General features: G+C 61.4%; 14 protein-coding genes and 1 pseudogene. 6 read left to right on the top strand and 9 right to left on the bottom strand.

Annotated elements, in window-relative coordinates:
- Window positions 1-17 precede the first annotated feature (17 nt).
- Together N554_RS0114360 and N554_RS0114355 are read left to right on the top strand one after the other, a co-directional pair.
- A complete protein-coding gene (locus N554_RS0114360) occupies window positions 18-599 on the top strand; it encodes a phosphorylase family protein (RefSeq protein WP_036053173.1) in 582 nt (193 codons plus the stop codon).
- A 9-nt stretch (window positions 600-608) separates the two neighbouring features.
- The gene (locus N554_RS0114355; protein WP_029584104.1) at window positions 609-791 is read left to right on the top strand and encodes a hypothetical protein; all 183 of its coding nucleotides are present in this window, start codon (window positions 609-611) and stop codon (window positions 789-791) included.
- A 107-nt stretch (window positions 792-898) separates the two neighbouring features.
- Here the strand turns inward: N554_RS0114355 and N554_RS0114350 are convergent, their stop codons facing one another.
- From N554_RS0114350 to N554_RS0114330, 4 genes are all read right to left on the bottom strand, one after another.
- Window positions 899-2644: an arylsulfatase gene (locus N554_RS0114350; protein ID WP_245283602.1), complete on the bottom strand. Its 1746-nt coding sequence runs from the start codon at window positions 2642-2644 to the stop codon at window positions 899-901.
- A 109-nt stretch (window positions 2645-2753) separates the two neighbouring features.
- Window positions 2754-3734 carry a formylglycine-generating enzyme family protein gene (locus tag N554_RS0114345; protein ID WP_029584102.1) on the bottom strand — a complete coding sequence of 327 codons (981 nt, stop codon included), beginning with the start codon at window positions 3732-3734 and terminating at the stop codon, window positions 2754-2756.
- 23 nt (window positions 3735-3757) lie between these two features.
- A complete protein-coding gene (locus tag N554_RS42015) occupies window positions 3758-4195 on the bottom strand; it encodes a hypothetical protein (RefSeq protein ID WP_245283609.1) in 438 nt (145 codons plus the stop codon).
- A 583-nt stretch (window positions 4196-4778) separates the two neighbouring features.
- A complete protein-coding gene (locus tag N554_RS0114330) occupies window positions 4779-5708 on the bottom strand; it encodes a LysR family transcriptional regulator (RefSeq protein ID WP_029584100.1) in 930 nt (309 codons plus the stop codon).
- A gap of 217 nt (window positions 5709-5925) precedes the next feature.
- Between N554_RS0114330 and N554_RS0114325 the strand changes: the two genes are divergently transcribed.
- Complete coding sequence (locus N554_RS0114325) at window positions 5926-6366, top strand: ester cyclase (RefSeq protein WP_029584099.1); 441 nt, start codon at window positions 5926-5928, stop codon at window positions 6364-6366.
- A gap of 26 nt (window positions 6367-6392) precedes the next feature.
- Window positions 6393-6993: pseudogene (locus N554_RS0114320) on the top strand (NADPH-dependent F420 reductase).
- 249 nt (window positions 6994-7242) lie between these two features.
- Here the strand turns inward: N554_RS0114320 and N554_RS0114305 are convergent.
- From N554_RS0114305 to N554_RS0114290, 4 genes are all read right to left on the bottom strand, one after another.
- Window positions 7243-8466 (bottom strand): ABC transporter substrate-binding protein, encoded by a 1224-nt coding sequence (locus tag N554_RS0114305; RefSeq protein WP_029584096.1) that lies wholly within the window; start codon window positions 8464-8466, stop codon window positions 7243-7245.
- 390 nt (window positions 8467-8856) lie between these two features.
- Complete coding sequence (locus N554_RS0114300; protein ID WP_029584095.1) at window positions 8857-9048, bottom strand: hypothetical protein; 192 nt, start codon at window positions 9046-9048, stop codon at window positions 8857-8859.
- Between the two features lie 242 nt (window positions 9049-9290).
- On the bottom strand, window positions 9291-9554 hold the full coding sequence (locus N554_RS0114295) for a GlsB/YeaQ/YmgE family stress response membrane protein (RefSeq protein WP_029584094.1): 264 nt from the start codon (window positions 9552-9554) through the stop codon (window positions 9291-9293).
- A 45-nt stretch (window positions 9555-9599) separates the two neighbouring features.
- Window positions 9600-10058: a YidB family protein gene (locus N554_RS0114290; RefSeq protein WP_029584093.1), complete on the bottom strand. Its 459-nt coding sequence runs from the start codon at window positions 10056-10058 to the stop codon at window positions 9600-9602.
- A gap of 458 nt (window positions 10059-10516) precedes the next feature.
- On the opposite strand from N554_RS0114290, the gene N554_RS0114280 reads away from it, so the two are divergent.
- A complete protein-coding gene (locus N554_RS0114280; protein ID WP_029584092.1) occupies window positions 10517-10765 on the top strand; it encodes a hypothetical protein in 249 nt (82 codons plus the stop codon).
- A 381-nt stretch (window positions 10766-11146) separates the two neighbouring features.
- Window positions 11147-13354, top strand: a complete 2208-nt coding sequence (locus N554_RS0114275; RefSeq protein ID WP_029584091.1) for a lytic transglycosylase domain-containing protein — start codon at window positions 11147-11149, stop codon at window positions 13352-13354.
- Between the two features lie 91 nt (window positions 13355-13445).
- On the opposite strand, the gene recQ is transcribed toward N554_RS0114275, so the two are convergent.
- Window positions 13446-15320, bottom strand: a complete 1875-nt coding sequence (recQ, locus tag N554_RS0114270) for a DNA helicase RecQ (RefSeq protein WP_029584090.1) — start codon at window positions 15318-15320, stop codon at window positions 13446-13448.
- Window positions 15321-15344 lie beyond the last annotated feature (24 nt).

Raw genomic sequence — 15344 nt, 5'->3', positions numbered from 1 at the left:
GGGAAGACCGCGCGTTGATGGGCCATTTTCGCATGACTAGAATCCTCGTCGTCACCGCATTGAAAAGCGAGCTGAACGCCGAGCGCGCCTGCGACGGCGTCGATGTAATCTATGGCGGCGTCGGCAAGATCAACACCGCGATCGCGACCACCGCTTCCATCCTTGCTGCAAGGCCCGAGCTGGTGGTGAATTACGGCACCTGCGGCAAGATCACCGACAACCTGCGCGGCCTGCTGGAAATATCCCATGTGGTCCAGCGCGACATGATGGCGATGCCGCTCGCACCGCGCGGCGTCACGCCGCTGTGCGACGATGAACGCATGCTGACATCCGGCCACGGCACCGCGGTGTGCGGAACCGGTGACAGCTTCGTCACATCAACAGATCCTTGGCTGACCGAGAACAGAATCGACGTGGTGGATATGGAGCTGTTCGCCATGGCCCACGTCTGCAAGCGGTATGACGTGCCGTGGCGCGCGTTTAAATTCATCACCGACGACGCCGACGACTTCGCCCATGAGCACTGGACGGCGAACGTCTCCCATGGCGAGGACCTGTTCTGGGACGTATTGAATGAACAAATTATCGGCCGGACATAACGACGAATAATGACGCAGCTGCGCAGCATCAACAATGCCGCTGACCGCCGGCATTCCCCAGATGACGGCCTCGGCGGCGGGGCAATGGACCGTGCGGTGGTTGAGGTCGTCAGCGCTGAACGTTTGCGCCTGAGCGGATCCGATCGGCAGATCGAAGGCCAGCGCCGCGAAGAGGGCTCTCTTCATGGCTAGCGCTCCGTTGTCGCCGCCGAGGTGCGGCGAATGTGAAAGCGAGCTGACTCGTTCTTCGAGCGTCCGCGCGCCGGCCCAAGGTATGAAGGCCGGCGCGCGGAGAGCCGCTAACGTGCCAACCCGCGCTGCTGAATCTGTTGGATCTGCTGGTCGATCATCCTGTTCAGTCCGCCCCGGATCCGCTCGAGATCCAGCCCCTCGGCCAAGGCCTTCCTTTGCTTCATGGTGTCCAGGGTGGATTCCATGATGTTTGCCGGGTTGAAGCTCGGCGGGAAGGAACGCGGCGGAAATTCCTTGAAGGTCGCGACGAACTGGAACACGTCGTCCATGGCGCCGTAGACCTGGCCCACGTGGTTGAGGTTCCAATCCCAGAAGGTGTTTGACGTGATGTCCGCCCGCTCGAACGGATCCTGCATCAGGTTGAATATCTTCTGCAGGCGCAGCGTGGTGAAGGGCTCGGCCCAGAGACCCAAAGTGCCTTCCTTGCGCTGCTCGGAGAAAACGTACTTGTAGTAGCCCTGCCGATAGCCCACGAGCAGACCGTCGTCGTCGGAGTAGAAGAACTTGTCGCGGGCGCTCGTGGTGCCGTTGTTGTTGGCCGCGGTGCCGCTGACGTTGCGCAGGAAATTGGACTGGTCGAACCCGTCGAGGTGGACCTTGTAGGTGATGCCGTTGGCGGTGTAGCCGGCCTTCAGCTTGTTGACGATGTCGGGCTCGCCCGCGATCGAGCACAACGTCGGGATCCAATCGTTGTGGCTCATGATCTCGTTGGTGACCGTGCCGGGCTTGATTGTGCCGGGCCAGCGAACCAGGCACGGCACCCGGAAGGCGCCTTCCCAGTTGGTGTTCTTCTCGGACCGGAACCAGGTCATGGCGCCGTCCGGCCACGTGTTCATGTGCGGGCCATTGTCGCTGGAATAGACCACCACGGTGTCGTTCGCGATGCCCATGTCGTCGAGCGCCTTGAGCAGGCTGCCGACGATGTCGTCATGCTCGAGCATGCCGTCGACATATTCGCTGTCGCCGTGGGTGTAACGGCCCCGGTGATCGGGACGCACATGGGTGCGCAGATGCATGCGGGTCGAGTTGAACCAGACGAAGAACGGCTTGCCCGCCGCCTGTTGTCGCTTCATGTAGTCAATCGCCGCGGTCGAGGTCTCGTCGTCGATGGTTTCCATCCGCTTCTTGGTCAGCGCACCGGTATCCTCGATGGTCTGCTTGCCGATCTTGCCGAACCGCGGATCGACCGTGGGATCGTCGCGATCGGTCGCCTTGCACCTCAACACGCCGCGCGGGCCGAACTTGGCGCGGTAGGCAGGGTCCTTCGGGTAATCGGGCAGCTCCGGCTCCTCCTCGGCGTTGAGGTGGTAGAGGTTGCCGAAGAACTCGTCGAAGCCGTTCACCGTGGGCAATGACTCGTTGCGGTCGCCGACATGGTTCTTGCCGAACTGGCCCGTGGCGTAGCCGAGGTTCTTGAGCAGGCCGCCGATCGAAGGATCCAGCTGGCTCATGCCCATCGGCGCGCCGGGGAAGCCAACTTTGGTCAGGCCGGTGCGGATCCCGTGCTGGCCAGTCAGGAACGTCGCGCGGCCGGCCGTGCACGACTGTTCGCCGTAATAGTGCTGCATCTTGATGCCCTCGCGGGCGATGCGGTCGATGCTGGGCGTCTCGTAGCCCATCAGCCCGTTCGAGTAGGCGCTGATGTTCGCGATTCCGATATCGTCCCCCCAGATCACCAGGATGTTCGGCTTGCGTCCCGAGGGAGGGGTCGGTTGCGGCTGCTGGGCCTGCGCCACTTGGCTGCGATCGACCGCGTTGAACGCGGTCACGGCGGCGATTGATGATCCGGCCATCAGGATGTTGCGGCGGCTGAGTACGCTTTGATCGGGTCTTTTCGCGGTGTCCTTGTTCTTAGTGTCGCCGGGCATTTTCTGGCTCCTTCTTCACTATGAGGACCGACAATCATTCCGGTACGGGCGTCCTTTTCACACATCGAAATCCGAGATGGCTGGTCGAGGTATCGACCGCTTCCGCATGCCGCGCGGCGGGGCGGTAGCGGCGGCAGTAGTTAGGCGCACACAGATGCGAGCCGCCCTTGATGACCTTGCGCGGGATCCGGATGTTGGGTTGAGCGGGATCGTAGCTGCCGTCTTCTTGCCCGCCGCGTGGGTTTTCCGGGATGCAGCAGGCCTTCGGCGCATCGGCGTGGTGTTTCGGCGAATACCAGTCGGACGTCCATTCCCAGACGTTGCCGATCATGTCGTGCAGCCCGTAGCCGTTCGCCGGGAACGCGGCGACTGGCGACGTGCGTTCGTAGCCATCGTCGTTTTCGTTGCGCAGCGGAAACTCGCCTTGCCAGGTGTTCGCCATGTGCTGGCCGCCCGGCATGAACTCATCTCCCCAGGCAAATTCGGCACCGTCGCGCCCGCCTCGCGCGGCGAACTCCCATTCGGCTTCGGTGGGCAGATCCTTGCCCGCCCACCTCGCGTAGGCGAACGCATCCGAATGGGTGAGGTGAACGACGGGATGCTGGCCCGCCGTATTGATGCTGCTCTTCGGGCCAAAGGGATGGCGCCAGTCGGCACCTTTCATGAACGTCCACCACTGGCTCCAGTCGCGCAGCCCGTTCGCGGACGGCGGCGGCACGAAGACAAGCGAGCCGGCGTACAGCATGTGCGGCAACGCGCCGGGATAATCTTTCGGATCTGGCGCGATTTCCGCAAAGGTCTTGTGGCCGGTCGCCTTGACGAAGTCCTTGAACTGCCGGTTCGTCACTGGTGTCCGATCGATCCAGAAGCCGTCGACTCGCACACGGTGCACCGGAGCTTCTTCCGGATAATGGTCGTTCGAGCCCATGCTGAACGTTCCACCGGGAACCCACACCATATCGGCGGGCGGTGATACCGGATCGTTCGCCCGGATCTCGGTACGCGCCATCGTCATGCGAGCCGCTCCGGATCGGTCAGCTATTGGCAGTAGTCCCAGAAGCCCTGCGTGCGCGATGGATCGGTGTAGTACCAGCACATGCCCGCCGCCGGAGCAGCACCTGCCCAGGCCGCGGCCGTCGCTGCCGTCACGAAACCAATCGCCGCGCCTGCTGCGATGGCACCGCCTCTCGGCCAGCGGTACCACCCCGGCCGCGCCCACCGGACGCCGCCGCCGCGATAGCCCGGCCGAACCACCGCGCCGCCACGGACCGCCGTCCTGCTACGGTACACGCCACCGCGCGGCCCAACGACGGTCGTTCGTCGCACGGCCCCGCCGCGGCGCACGTAGACTTGCGTGATGTCATTGTCCTGCTTGATCTGCTTTTGGAGCGAAACGCCGAGCCCCGGGCTCAGCGCGGATGCCGGGTTGCCGGGCATCCCGATGGTCGCCAACCCGACGACGGCGGCGATTGTCATCAAAATGTACTTAGTCGGGTAGCTAAATCGACGAATAAAATTCACCCATTGCATTTGAATGGCCCTTTCACTCGCTACGGCCGGCGCATCAGCTTCACCGGCAATGTCTAACGACCCCTCTTCACCTTCCGAAAGCATCTACTCCAGGTAGTTTGAACCGAAATGCGACGGCGTCAACTGCTGAATCTCCCAGCTGTACGCAGCGCTTCGTCGCAAATTTGCAATCATCTTTGCAATTGCAAAAAAGGCCATCGGTGGATGCAGCCTACAGTTCCATGCGAGAACAACGTGTGGATGTCACGCTGGTCGAAAACGGCCTTTCTGCAGTACAGAGGCCCCATTGACCTGGCGCGGCACTTCCCCAGTCTCATAACCGCCTGGCCTTTACTCAAAGCCTCGGAAGAGTCATGGAACACGAGCGCTGCAGAGGCCTCGCGACGATGTTCGGACACGTAGTCCGACGTAGGTTGATCGCCGTGCTCTCGATCGCCGTCTGCCTGTCGGCTGCTTCATCCGAACGTGCGAGCGCCGACAACGGAGGGCTGAGCTTTTGGCTTCCCGGGACTTTCGGGCAGACCGAACCCTAACTCAAGCTACCAGCGAAGCGTTCGGCCAGACGGTCACGCTTGAATGCCTCAACAACAAAATCGACGAAGACGCGCGTCTTCGCAGGCAGCAGCGTGCGGCTCGCGTAGTAGATGGAGATCGGCCCACCGTCGCTGTACCATTGGGGTACGAGACGCACGAGCGCACCGCGCTCCAAATGCGGTAGCGCATGGCACACCGCGATCAATGTCACACCGAGGCCAAGCAGGGCTGCCCGGCAGGTCGCTTCCGGATCGTCGAGGACGATCGTCTCCGCCAGCTTCACTGGAACTTCGGTGCCTGCCGCATTGCGCATTATTCGTTCGCGAATCCGACCCGTGAGCGATGAGCGCCATGCGATTCCTTCGAATGACGCAAGCCCGGTGGGCTCGGTCGGCGGCGTACGATTCTTGAGATATTCCGGCGAGGCGACCGCGATGAGGTGCAGCGGCGCAAGCACGCGCGAGACGACGCCTGGCGCCCATTCAATGCCGCCGCCGATCGCGGCATCGTATCCATCGGCGATCAAATCGATCTGACGCGTGGTGAATTGCCAATCTGGCCGAATACCGGGATAGCGGGCCAGGAACGCTGGCAACAGCGGAAGGATGTAATCCGCACCGAAGTTGAGGCCCATGCTCACCTTGAGCACGCCCGCCGGCTCTCCCCCATTCGTCGCCATCCCCGAAATCGCCTGCTGCAGTCCTTCCAGATTGTCTTGGATGGCGAGCAGGAAGCGTTCTCCAGCGTCGGTGAGCGTCAGCTTGCGTGTGCTCCTGTGAAACAACCGGGCGCCGAGATTGCGTTCCAACATCGCCACGTTCCGGCTGACCGCCGCTGGGGTGAGGGCGAGCCGGCGCGCAGCGGCCGAGAAACTGGCGGTTTCGGCGCTGCGGACGAACGATTCGAGGTTGGCGAGGGTTTCCAGAAGCTTGCCTTCAACGGATGCTTGAAAGTCATTCCATCAATTCCAGGCTAATCTTAGGCGAATTTGTCTTCATCATCCATAGCAGAAAACGCATGGAGTGACCGACATGACCCAGCCAACCCCTTCCAAGGAAGGTCTCGACGCCCACCCCAGAAGATTCGGTCCTGATCCCGATCGATCACCAGCCCTTCCAGTTCGCCAACTTGGAGCGACATCCATGACCAAGATCAGCGTGAGCGAAGCCGCGAAGGCGGTTGTTCGGCGGAACACCGAAGAAGTGCAAGGCGGCGGGAATTTCGAGGTGTTCGAGGAATTGTTCGCCGACGATTTTCTCGACCATACGCCGCAGCCAGGACGCACGCCTGACAAGGCTGGCGCGCGCGAACTTTACAAGGTTCTGCGCGCTGCCTTCCCGGACTTCCACGCGGACATCCATTGGCAGCTTGCCGATGGCGACCGGGTGACGACCTACAAAACCTACCACGGCACGCACAAGGGCGAGTTCTTCGGCATCGCGCCAACCGGTCGCGAAATCCAATTCGAGACCGTGGACGTGATGCGGGTGCGCGACGGCAAGATCACCGAGCACTGGGGCGTGGCCAATCTATTCTCTCTGATGCAGCAGCTTGGCGCGCTTCCCAGCCGGCCCAAGCCTTAAAGCAGCGTATAGCAGAGGACATGACCATGAGCATCGGCATCATCGGAGCGGGCAATATCGGCCTGGCCGTCGCGAAGACGCTGTCGCGAGCTGGAATTGCCGCGACCATCGCCAACAGCCGAGGGCCCGACTCGCTCAAGGAGTCCGTCGCTGCTTTGGGCCCGACCATCAAAGCCGGAACACGCGAGCAAGCCGCCGCCGCGGACATCGTTCTGATCGCGGTCAACTGGTCGAAACTGCCGCGGGCTGTGGCTGGGCTGCCGGCCTGGGGCGGACGGATCGTCATTGACGCCAATAACCCGGTCGAAGCCCCGCTGTTCAAGCCGGTGGATTTGGCGGGCCGTGTTTCAAGCGAGGTGGTCGCCGATCTGGTGAGTGGTGCGCGCCTCGTGAAGGCATTCAATCATCTGAGGGCCGAGGTGCTGGCAAGCGATCCACTGGTAGACGGTGGTCCGTCGCGTGCTTTTCTACTCTGGCGATGATAGCAGCGCAAAGGCAGAGGTTGGAGCGCTGATCGATCGCATCGGATTCGCCGGCATCGACCTTGGTCCACTCGCGCTCGGCGGCCGACTCGCACAATTTCCCGGCGGGCCATTGCCGAACCAGAATCTCTTGAAGATCGGATAATCCCGCTAACGACCTTTGCGGACCGAGTCACGAGATCGGCGGCATGGCCATAGCGATCGATCTAAGAATGGCCGCTACTGGCGCACTTTTCGGAGATCGAAGCGATGACGACGAAGGTGCCGCTTTTGCAGCGCGTCGCCGCGATTGACCGAGGTCAAGAGGTCGTTGGAATGCGTGCGGAGGGCAAATAAGCTGAAAGCGTGATCCGCCGCCTACTGGCCAGATTCAGGTGGGCTCCGCCTTCGATCGCTAGTTTTTCGGTGCATCAGAAAACGCGGTTTCGATCACGTCACCGATCAGCTGCCAGGTGCGGCCATCGAACTGAACCAATCGCATCTGCTTGATCGGCCGGAAATCCTCCGGACCCGTGTTGATCTTGATGCCGGGCATGAGGACGGAGGGTTCATAGTCCCTGAGCGCTGCCGCCTGCCGCATCACGTTTTCGCGGGAGATATCGTCGCCGCATTGCTTCAGCACCTGCACGAGGGTTTCGGCTGCCGCGTAGCCGTAAAGGGCGGCGCTGCTGGCCTTGTCTCCGTTGGGGTAATACTTGTCCATGAAGGCGAGCCAATCGTTCATGGCCGGATCGTCCTTCCATGCGGGATCGCTCGGATCCTTCAGGAAAGCGGCTGAGATCACTCCGGCGGAGTTCTCAACACCCGCCGGGCTTAACGCGGTGCCGATCGAGGCAGCCGCATCGTTCAGAAGAAAGGCAGGGTGCCAATGGAAATCTGCCGCCAACCGGATTACCTGCGAAGCAGTGGCCGGCACGCCCGCAAAAACGAGAATCTCGGCGCCCGATCGTTTCAGGATCGAGACGTGCCCATCGATATGCGCATCCGCAATATCAAAGGCGACGCCGACGATAATCATGCGAGTCAAATCGCCGAGGCCCTCCTGAATTCCTTTGTACAGAGCGCGACCGAACTGATCGTTCTGCCAGAGCACCACGATCTTGCGTTGCGGATAAAATGCCTGGATGTAATTGGCGTAGATGCGTCCCTCGGCCCGAAACGACGGTTGCCAGCCCATCGTCCAGGGAAAGGCCTTTGGATCGCTCAGCTCCTCGGCGCCGGAGGCAACGAAGAGCTGGGGAATCTTTCCCTCATTCAGGAAGCCCCGCGCCGCAAGGTTTCCGGGCGTTCCGAAGGAGCCAAACATGAAGAGGACGTTTTCTCTCTCGACCAGTCCGCGGGTCAGATCGAGTGCAACGGTGGGATCAGATTTGTCGTCGTAGGAGATGAAGCGCACTTTGCGGCCGTTTATGCCACCGCGCTCGTTGATCATCTCGAAATACGCCGCTTCGGCCTTTCCGATCGCGCCAAATTCCGCCAATGGCCCCGTATAGGGCATGAGATTGCCAATACGGATTTCCTCATCACCAGCGGGTTGGTCGGCGCGTTCCAGAGACATCGCACCCAACGATGTCAGTGCGATCACCAGAGCGAGCAGAATCCGGCCTGCAACATTCATGTTCACGCCTCAGATGTGTCTACCTTCTGGCAGGTTTGAATTGGGTGCTGAGGGAAATCATCTTTCGACGGGCTTGGCCTTGCGCATTCGATCAACCGAGTTGGCGCGTTTCGGCATGTTTTGCCCTGACGCCTCGCTCCCCCTTTGACATAGGTCAAGGGTCTCCGGAGCCAGCACGAAATGTTAGGCGTGCACGGAGCATGGAACCATGAGGTAGCCCTGCTCATGGAACCCTTGCGACCTCCCACGATCTGCGTCGCTACGACGGCGGTATCAGCCGATGGGCGCCCTCGGCGTCGCCCGACTACGTCTGAGGAGGCGCAGAACAGCAATCCCCAAGCGCCTTTCGACAGTCGCGATCTACGCAGTTGAGGAACGTCCACGGAAATCTTAATCGCGCCCAGTCTTGCCGGCTCGGCGGCCAGGCTTAAGGCGAAGTCTTGCCGCTCTCAGGCGCTGTATCTCTTCGTCGATCGCCTCAACTTTCTCGTCGAGCTGCATGATCTTCGATTTTTGTGGCGCATCGTTGCTGCGCAGCTTGTCGAGCACTTTGCCGACGGAGAGTTTGTTTATTTCCGCCATCGTAACCTCCTCTGCGCTGTGCGTGGTAAAGTCTGCTAGCTGACTTTCCTTCTAGTTGTCATCCCGTTCTATCCTTTTGCAGGCCGCGCAAAAAAGGAAAGGGCGGCGTCGGCCCCATTTTTTAGGCGAACCTCGCGCACGGGGAGCGTTGTCAGACGGAGCAGGAGAGCGCTTCGATTGACGCGGCAGAGTTCTTTCTGCCTTGCACCAATGTCGCGGCGAGGCAATCTTAGATGGTTCGCTTAGATGGTTCGCCGTCGCCCGCCAGCGACGAGGCCGTAGACCAAGAGCACGAGGATTGCGCCAACGACAGCGCCGATCAAACCCGCACCTTCTCCTGGACGATACCACCCGAGAGCCTGGCCAAGGTAAGTCGCCACGAACGCCCCCACGATTCCCAGGATGGAGGTGAGAATGAAGCCTGATGGCTCATTGTCTCCGGGCATGATGAACTTGGCAATCACGCCAGCGATAAAGCCGATGATAATCGTCCAAATTATGCTCATCTCAAACTTCCTTTCCCGTATATGCAGACCGATAGCTCCAGGAATTTACGCGGCGGGTAGACGGCCCTCCGGCGTGTACTTATCAACTGCTTCCGGAAGCTCTCGCGATAGTCTGGCAAGAAGCTCTTCCTGCGAAAGTCCGGTCTGCTGTTCAAGCTTTTCCAAAATGTCGGACCCAATCGCCTGCTTGAGCTGAGGTGGCGAAACTTCCTTGTTCGGACCGTTGTTGATCCAGGATTGAGCCGTTTCACCTTGACCGTTTTGCTTAAAATTCTCGAGCAGCTCGCCGATCCCCCCATTGAGCAGGCCACCGACCCCGGCGCCGCCCAACATCCCGCCGAGATTGCCAAGGAGCCCACCCGGCTGGGGCGTGCTGTCGCCGAGCTTCGGATCGCCAACTTTTTTCGCGCCGCTAAGCATTTCTGCCAGCTTATCCCGGTTCTGGTATCCCGCAATAGCGAGCAGTCCCAGAAGTGCAGTCATCGAGGGCATTCCGCGGCTCATTTTTCTGCTCCCTGCAGGATCATGGATGCCCTGCAACGCCCGGGTTTGATTTCTGTTCCAAGCGCGATGTCCGGTCGGTCAGAGAAAAGGCCACCCGCCGAAACGGGTCATGTTGAGTGCCTACCGCATACCCGCGCTATAGATTTGACGCTCCTTGCGCATTCGTCGGCCCCATAGGGCTTGCTGGATGGATCGAAATTCTTCCAGCCCGATTTTTGCCAAGCCGCGCTACAGGCTACCGCATGAAGATCATAGAGCCAGCGCAGCGCACCAAATAACTCACCACAGGGCCGGCGAGGATCAGCACCACAGCAATTATGAGCAGGTGCAACATTGGGACAAGAATAAAGCAAGGTCGTCTCAAGGATCTCGAGCCAGACATGCTGCTCGGCTGCTACCAACTCGGAACGATTTATCGCCTGATCGATTGGCAGCATCAATCGATTGGAGATCCAGCCATGAGCGATGACATTCCGGCGCCCCCGTTCGTCTACGACGGCCTGGATCCAGCTCCGCAGCCTAAGCCCACCATCGAAAAAGCATCGGAAGCGGTGAAAGACACGGTGCTTCGTGTCGGGGCCGCGATCGATGCTGGCCGGAGACCCGGCATGCCGTTGAGCATCTTGAGCAATATTGCGCGCGAAGCGCCGCTCGGTTCGCTGTTGGTCGCGTTTCTGCTGGGTGTTGCCGTCGCCCGGCGCCGATGATGGTTGGCGGGCCCCGTCCTCTTGCCCGCTGCAAGTACAATGTCGAGGCTTGTCTCAGGCTGAGGGGTCCGCCTATTGCAAGCCTGCCTTCCTGCCGCTCACTTAGATGCTCAGCGTAAAAAACATACCGAAGAAAAGTTCCACCACGCTCGCCCTCCGGGATTTTTGAGCTTCGCTCAGCTCGCACGATACGCCCATTCAGATGACAGTTTCGGTTGGTCACGAGGAACGCTTTGGTTCCATCGTGCGCCACTTTTTCCTGCGATGTTGCCGAAACGTGACAGTTGAAAATGGGCGGGGTGATACCGTCCGTGCAGTTCTAACCGCACGGATCGTGCGATCTCACTGGCGGTGCCGGTGGGCTCGCGGGGGGACCACGGAATGAACCAACGCTTCCGGCCGCTGACTTGTCTCGTCACCGTAGCCATGCTCGCCGCGCTTTCGAGCGACATGATAATGGTCGCCCGCCACAAGCAAGTTCAAGAGGCCAAGAACGCGGATACGGCGACTGAGGCGCGGCATCAGCACAACTCCTTCCTTACGAGAGGCAGGCATCGGGTGCGTGCCGCGGCGCCGCCGCTTGAGCCTGCGCCCTCGATCGAGGTACCTCCTCCGACAGCAGCCACCGTTCCGCCCTCGAACGACGTTGCGGCGGTAAAGAACGCGATCGATTTGGCGCGCAAGGCCAAATCTGGCGAAGCTGCCGCCATCAAAAAAACGATCGGCGATCCAGCCGCCCAGAAGCTCGTCGAATGGTTTATCCTGCGACATCCGGACGCCGAAGCGAATTTCAGCCGATACGCAACGTTCATTGCCGATAACCCAGGCTGGCCCAGCATGGCGCTGCTGCGTCGGCGGGCGGAGGCGCGCCTGTGGCAGGAGCGTATCGAAGCGGCGAGGGTTCGCAGCTTCACCGGCGGTCAGCCGGCGACCGCCAAGGGCCGCTTTGCGCTCGCGCGGGTGCTGCTTGCCGAGGGCGACCGTGAAGGCGCGGGACGCCAGGTTCGCGAGGCCTGGCGGTCGCATGAACTGTCCGAGAGCTTTGAAGCCGAGGCCTACGTGATATTCCGCGACCTGCTCACCCGCGAAGACCATCGGGCACGGATGGACAAGCGCCTCGGCGCTAAGGATTTCTCAGGAGCGATGCGCGCAGCGCGCCGCCTTGGCAGCGATGATGTTTCGATTGTGAAAGCCTGTGCCGCAGTGACGGCGAATGCGACCAAGGCCCTCCGACTGCTCGACGCGGTTGCAACCGAGGCCCGCCAGGATTTGGGTTACGCGCTATGCCGTATTCGTTGGATGATGCGTAATGATCGGATTGCAGACGCAACCCGTCTGATGCTGGCGGCCCTGCCGGAAACCATGGCGCTTCAGGACACAGACGAATGGTGGCGCGAGCGGCGTGGTCTCGCCCGCAAGCTGCTCGATCTAGGTAAGCCCGAAACCGCTTATCAAATCGTGCGCGACGCCGCGCTGCCGGCCAATGAAAACTATCGGGCAGAATCCCATTTCATGCCCGGCTGGATCGCATTGCGCTACCTCAACGATCCCGCTACGGCGCGGGCGCATTTCGCCCATATTGACGACGGATCGGCTAACCCGATCGTACTTGCTAGGGCGAACTACTGGCGCGGCCGCGCCGCCGAAGCAATCGGCGAGAACGATGAGATGCGCGCTAACTATCAAGCCGCTGCCCGCCATACCACCGCCTACTACGGACAACTTGCGCGCGCCAAGCTCGGCCTTGACCGAGTTGAGCTGCGGCCTCCGCTGCGCGCCGATCCGGCTGGCCGCTCTGCACCTTCGGACGAACTCGTGCGCGCTGCCGAAATGCTCTACGCGGTTGGCGAGCCCGACGTCGCTCTTAATTTTGTGACGGATCTCGCGGGGCAGAGTGTTGACGTCGCAGCGCTGGCCGCGCTCGGCGAGCTTGCCGGTCGCCGGAACGATGCGCGCGCCATGCTGCAGATCGGGAAAACGGCGCTCGCCCGCGGCCTGGCGCTGGACCTTTACGCCTTCCCCACGATCGGGATACCGCAGCACAGCCCCGTCGGCCCCGAAATCGACCGCAGCGTTATCTATTCGGTGGCACGCACCGAAAGTGCGTTCGACCAGCGCGACATGTCCCACGCAAAAGCGGTCGGCCTGATGCAGGTCACGCCGGAAGCGGGGCGCGACACCGCCAAAAGGTTCGGCGTTGCCTACGATTGGAAGCGGATGGTCTCTGATCCGGTTTACAACACGCAGATGGGCGCCGCCGAACTCAGCGCGCTGTTACAGGACTATAAGGGCTCCCACATCATGACCTTCGCCGGCTACAATGCCGGCCGGGGCCGCGTCCAGCAATGGATGAAGCAGTTTGGCGATCCGCGCGATCCCAACGTGGATGCGATCGATTGGGTAGAACGCATTCCATTTGCTGAAACGCGCAATTACGTCCAGCGCGTCATGGAAAACTTGCAGGTTTATCGTGTCCGTTTTGATAACGGCGCCCCCGTGATGTCGAAGCTCGATCAGCATCGCGGGAATACGCAGCAAGTCGGCTCGGCGTCGCTTTCGTCGAGCCAAGCATCGACTTCCGAGCGATGAACCTGATCACCGCCGCGCCGTCGCCATGTCAGTAGCTCCTGGAATGAGTTGTGCGGTCCGCGCGCAAGCGATCGCTACGAAGTCCACCTGCTCACCCTGCCGCAGTCACCAGCGCGAGCAGTTCGTCCCCATAATGCTCGAGCTTCTTGTCGCCGATGCCGGGGATCTCACGCAATTGCCCGAGCGTCTTCGGCCGCAAGGTGGCGATGCCGTCGATCGTTGAATCGTGCAGCACGACATAGGCCGGCACGCCGCGCTTGCGCGCGACCTCGGAACGCCAAGTCCTGAGAATGCCGATCAGTGCCGGACTGCCGGCTTCACCCGCGTCGGCGGATCGCGGAGCAATATCGCCGCGCCTCGACTTGGTTCTGTTCGGGCGGTGGCGGGAGCCCGCGGCCACTTCGCGCAGCATCACCTCGGTCTCGCCTTTCAATACGCCGCGCGCGGTCTCCGTCAGCTTCAACGCGCCAAAGGCGTCGCTGTCGGCCTGGAGATGGCCTATCGCCACCAGCTGGCGGAAAGCGGCGCGCCACTGCTTTTCATTGAGTTCGGATCCGATTCCAAACACAGACAGCTTGTGATGTCCGAATTGCCTGACGCGTTCTGTCATGCGGCCGACGAGAACGTCGATCAGATGCATGGCCCCAAAACGCTGCCCGGTGCGATAGGCGCAGGACAGCAGCTTCTGCGCGATGACCTTGCCGTCGCGAAGCTGCGGCGGCGACAGGCAGTTGTCGCAATTGCCGCATTTGGCCGCCGCAGGCGTCTCGCCGAAGTATCCGAGCAGCCGGCTACGGCGGCAGTTTGCCGTTTCGGCCAGGCCGACAAGCGCCTCCAACTTGCCGATCGAGACGCGCTTAAACGTTTCCGAGCCGGAGGACTCCTCGATCATGCGGCGCTGCTGCACGATATCCGACAGGCCATATGCCATCCAGGCGGTCGATGGCTTGCCGTCGCGCCCGGCGCGCCCGGTCTCCTGATAATAGGCCTCGATGCTTTTCGGCAAATCCAGGTGCGCCACGAAGCGCACGTCGGGTTTGTCGATACCCATGCCGAACGCGATCGTCGCGACAATCACGACACCGTCCTCGTTGATGAAGTGATCCTGGTGGCGGGCGCGCATATTCGCATCCAGGCCCGCGTGATAGGCTAGTGCCGGCACGCCTGCCTTGTTTAGCGCGGCTGCGGTGTCCTCGACCTTGGCGCGCGACAGGCAGTAGACGATGCCGGCGTCGCCGGCGTGGCGCTCGGCGATGAAGTTTTTGAGCTGCGCTTGCGCGTTCTGCTTGTCGACGATTTCATATTTGATGTTCGGCCGATCGAAACTCGCGACAAAGCTCGGCGCGGCGGCAAGGTGGAGGCGGTCGATGATCTCCCGGCGGGTGAGTTCATCGGCGGTGGCGGTGAGCGCGATGCGCGGGACGTTCGGAAAGCGTTCGGCGATAACGGACAGGCCGATATATTCCGGGCGAAAGTCGTGCCCCCATTGCGACACGCAATGCGCCTCGTCGATCGCAAACAAGGCGATCTGCGCGCGATCGAGCATGGCAAGGCACCGCGGGGTCAATAGCCGCTCCGGGGCGACGTAAAGCAGATCAAGATCGCCGGCGAGCAGCCGCGCCTCGACCGCGGCGGCTTCGTTAAACGATAGCGTGGAATTCAGGACCGCCGCCTTGACGCCCGCCTCGATAAGCCCCGCGACCTGGTCGCGCATCAGCGCGATCAATGGCGAGACGACGATGCCGCACCCCTGGCGCAACAGGGACGGCAATTGGTAGCACAGCGACTTGCCGCCGCCGGTGGGCATCAGCACCAGGCAATTGCCGCCGTTCGTGACATGCCTGACGATCTCTTCCTGTGCGCGCCGAAAGGCAGGCAGGCCAAATACGGAATTCAGGACTGACAGTGCGTTAGAGGCGATGCCGGACTGACGATGCTGGGCTGGCGCGGCGATGGGAACAGACATGCGGCTTCGGTCATCCGATTCGGG

Source organism: Bradyrhizobium sp. URHD0069 (assembly GCF_000701345.1).
Lineage (GTDB): Bacteria > Pseudomonadota > Alphaproteobacteria > Rhizobiales > Xanthobacteraceae > Bradyrhizobium.
This window is presented reverse-complemented; position numbering and strand designations above follow the sequence as displayed.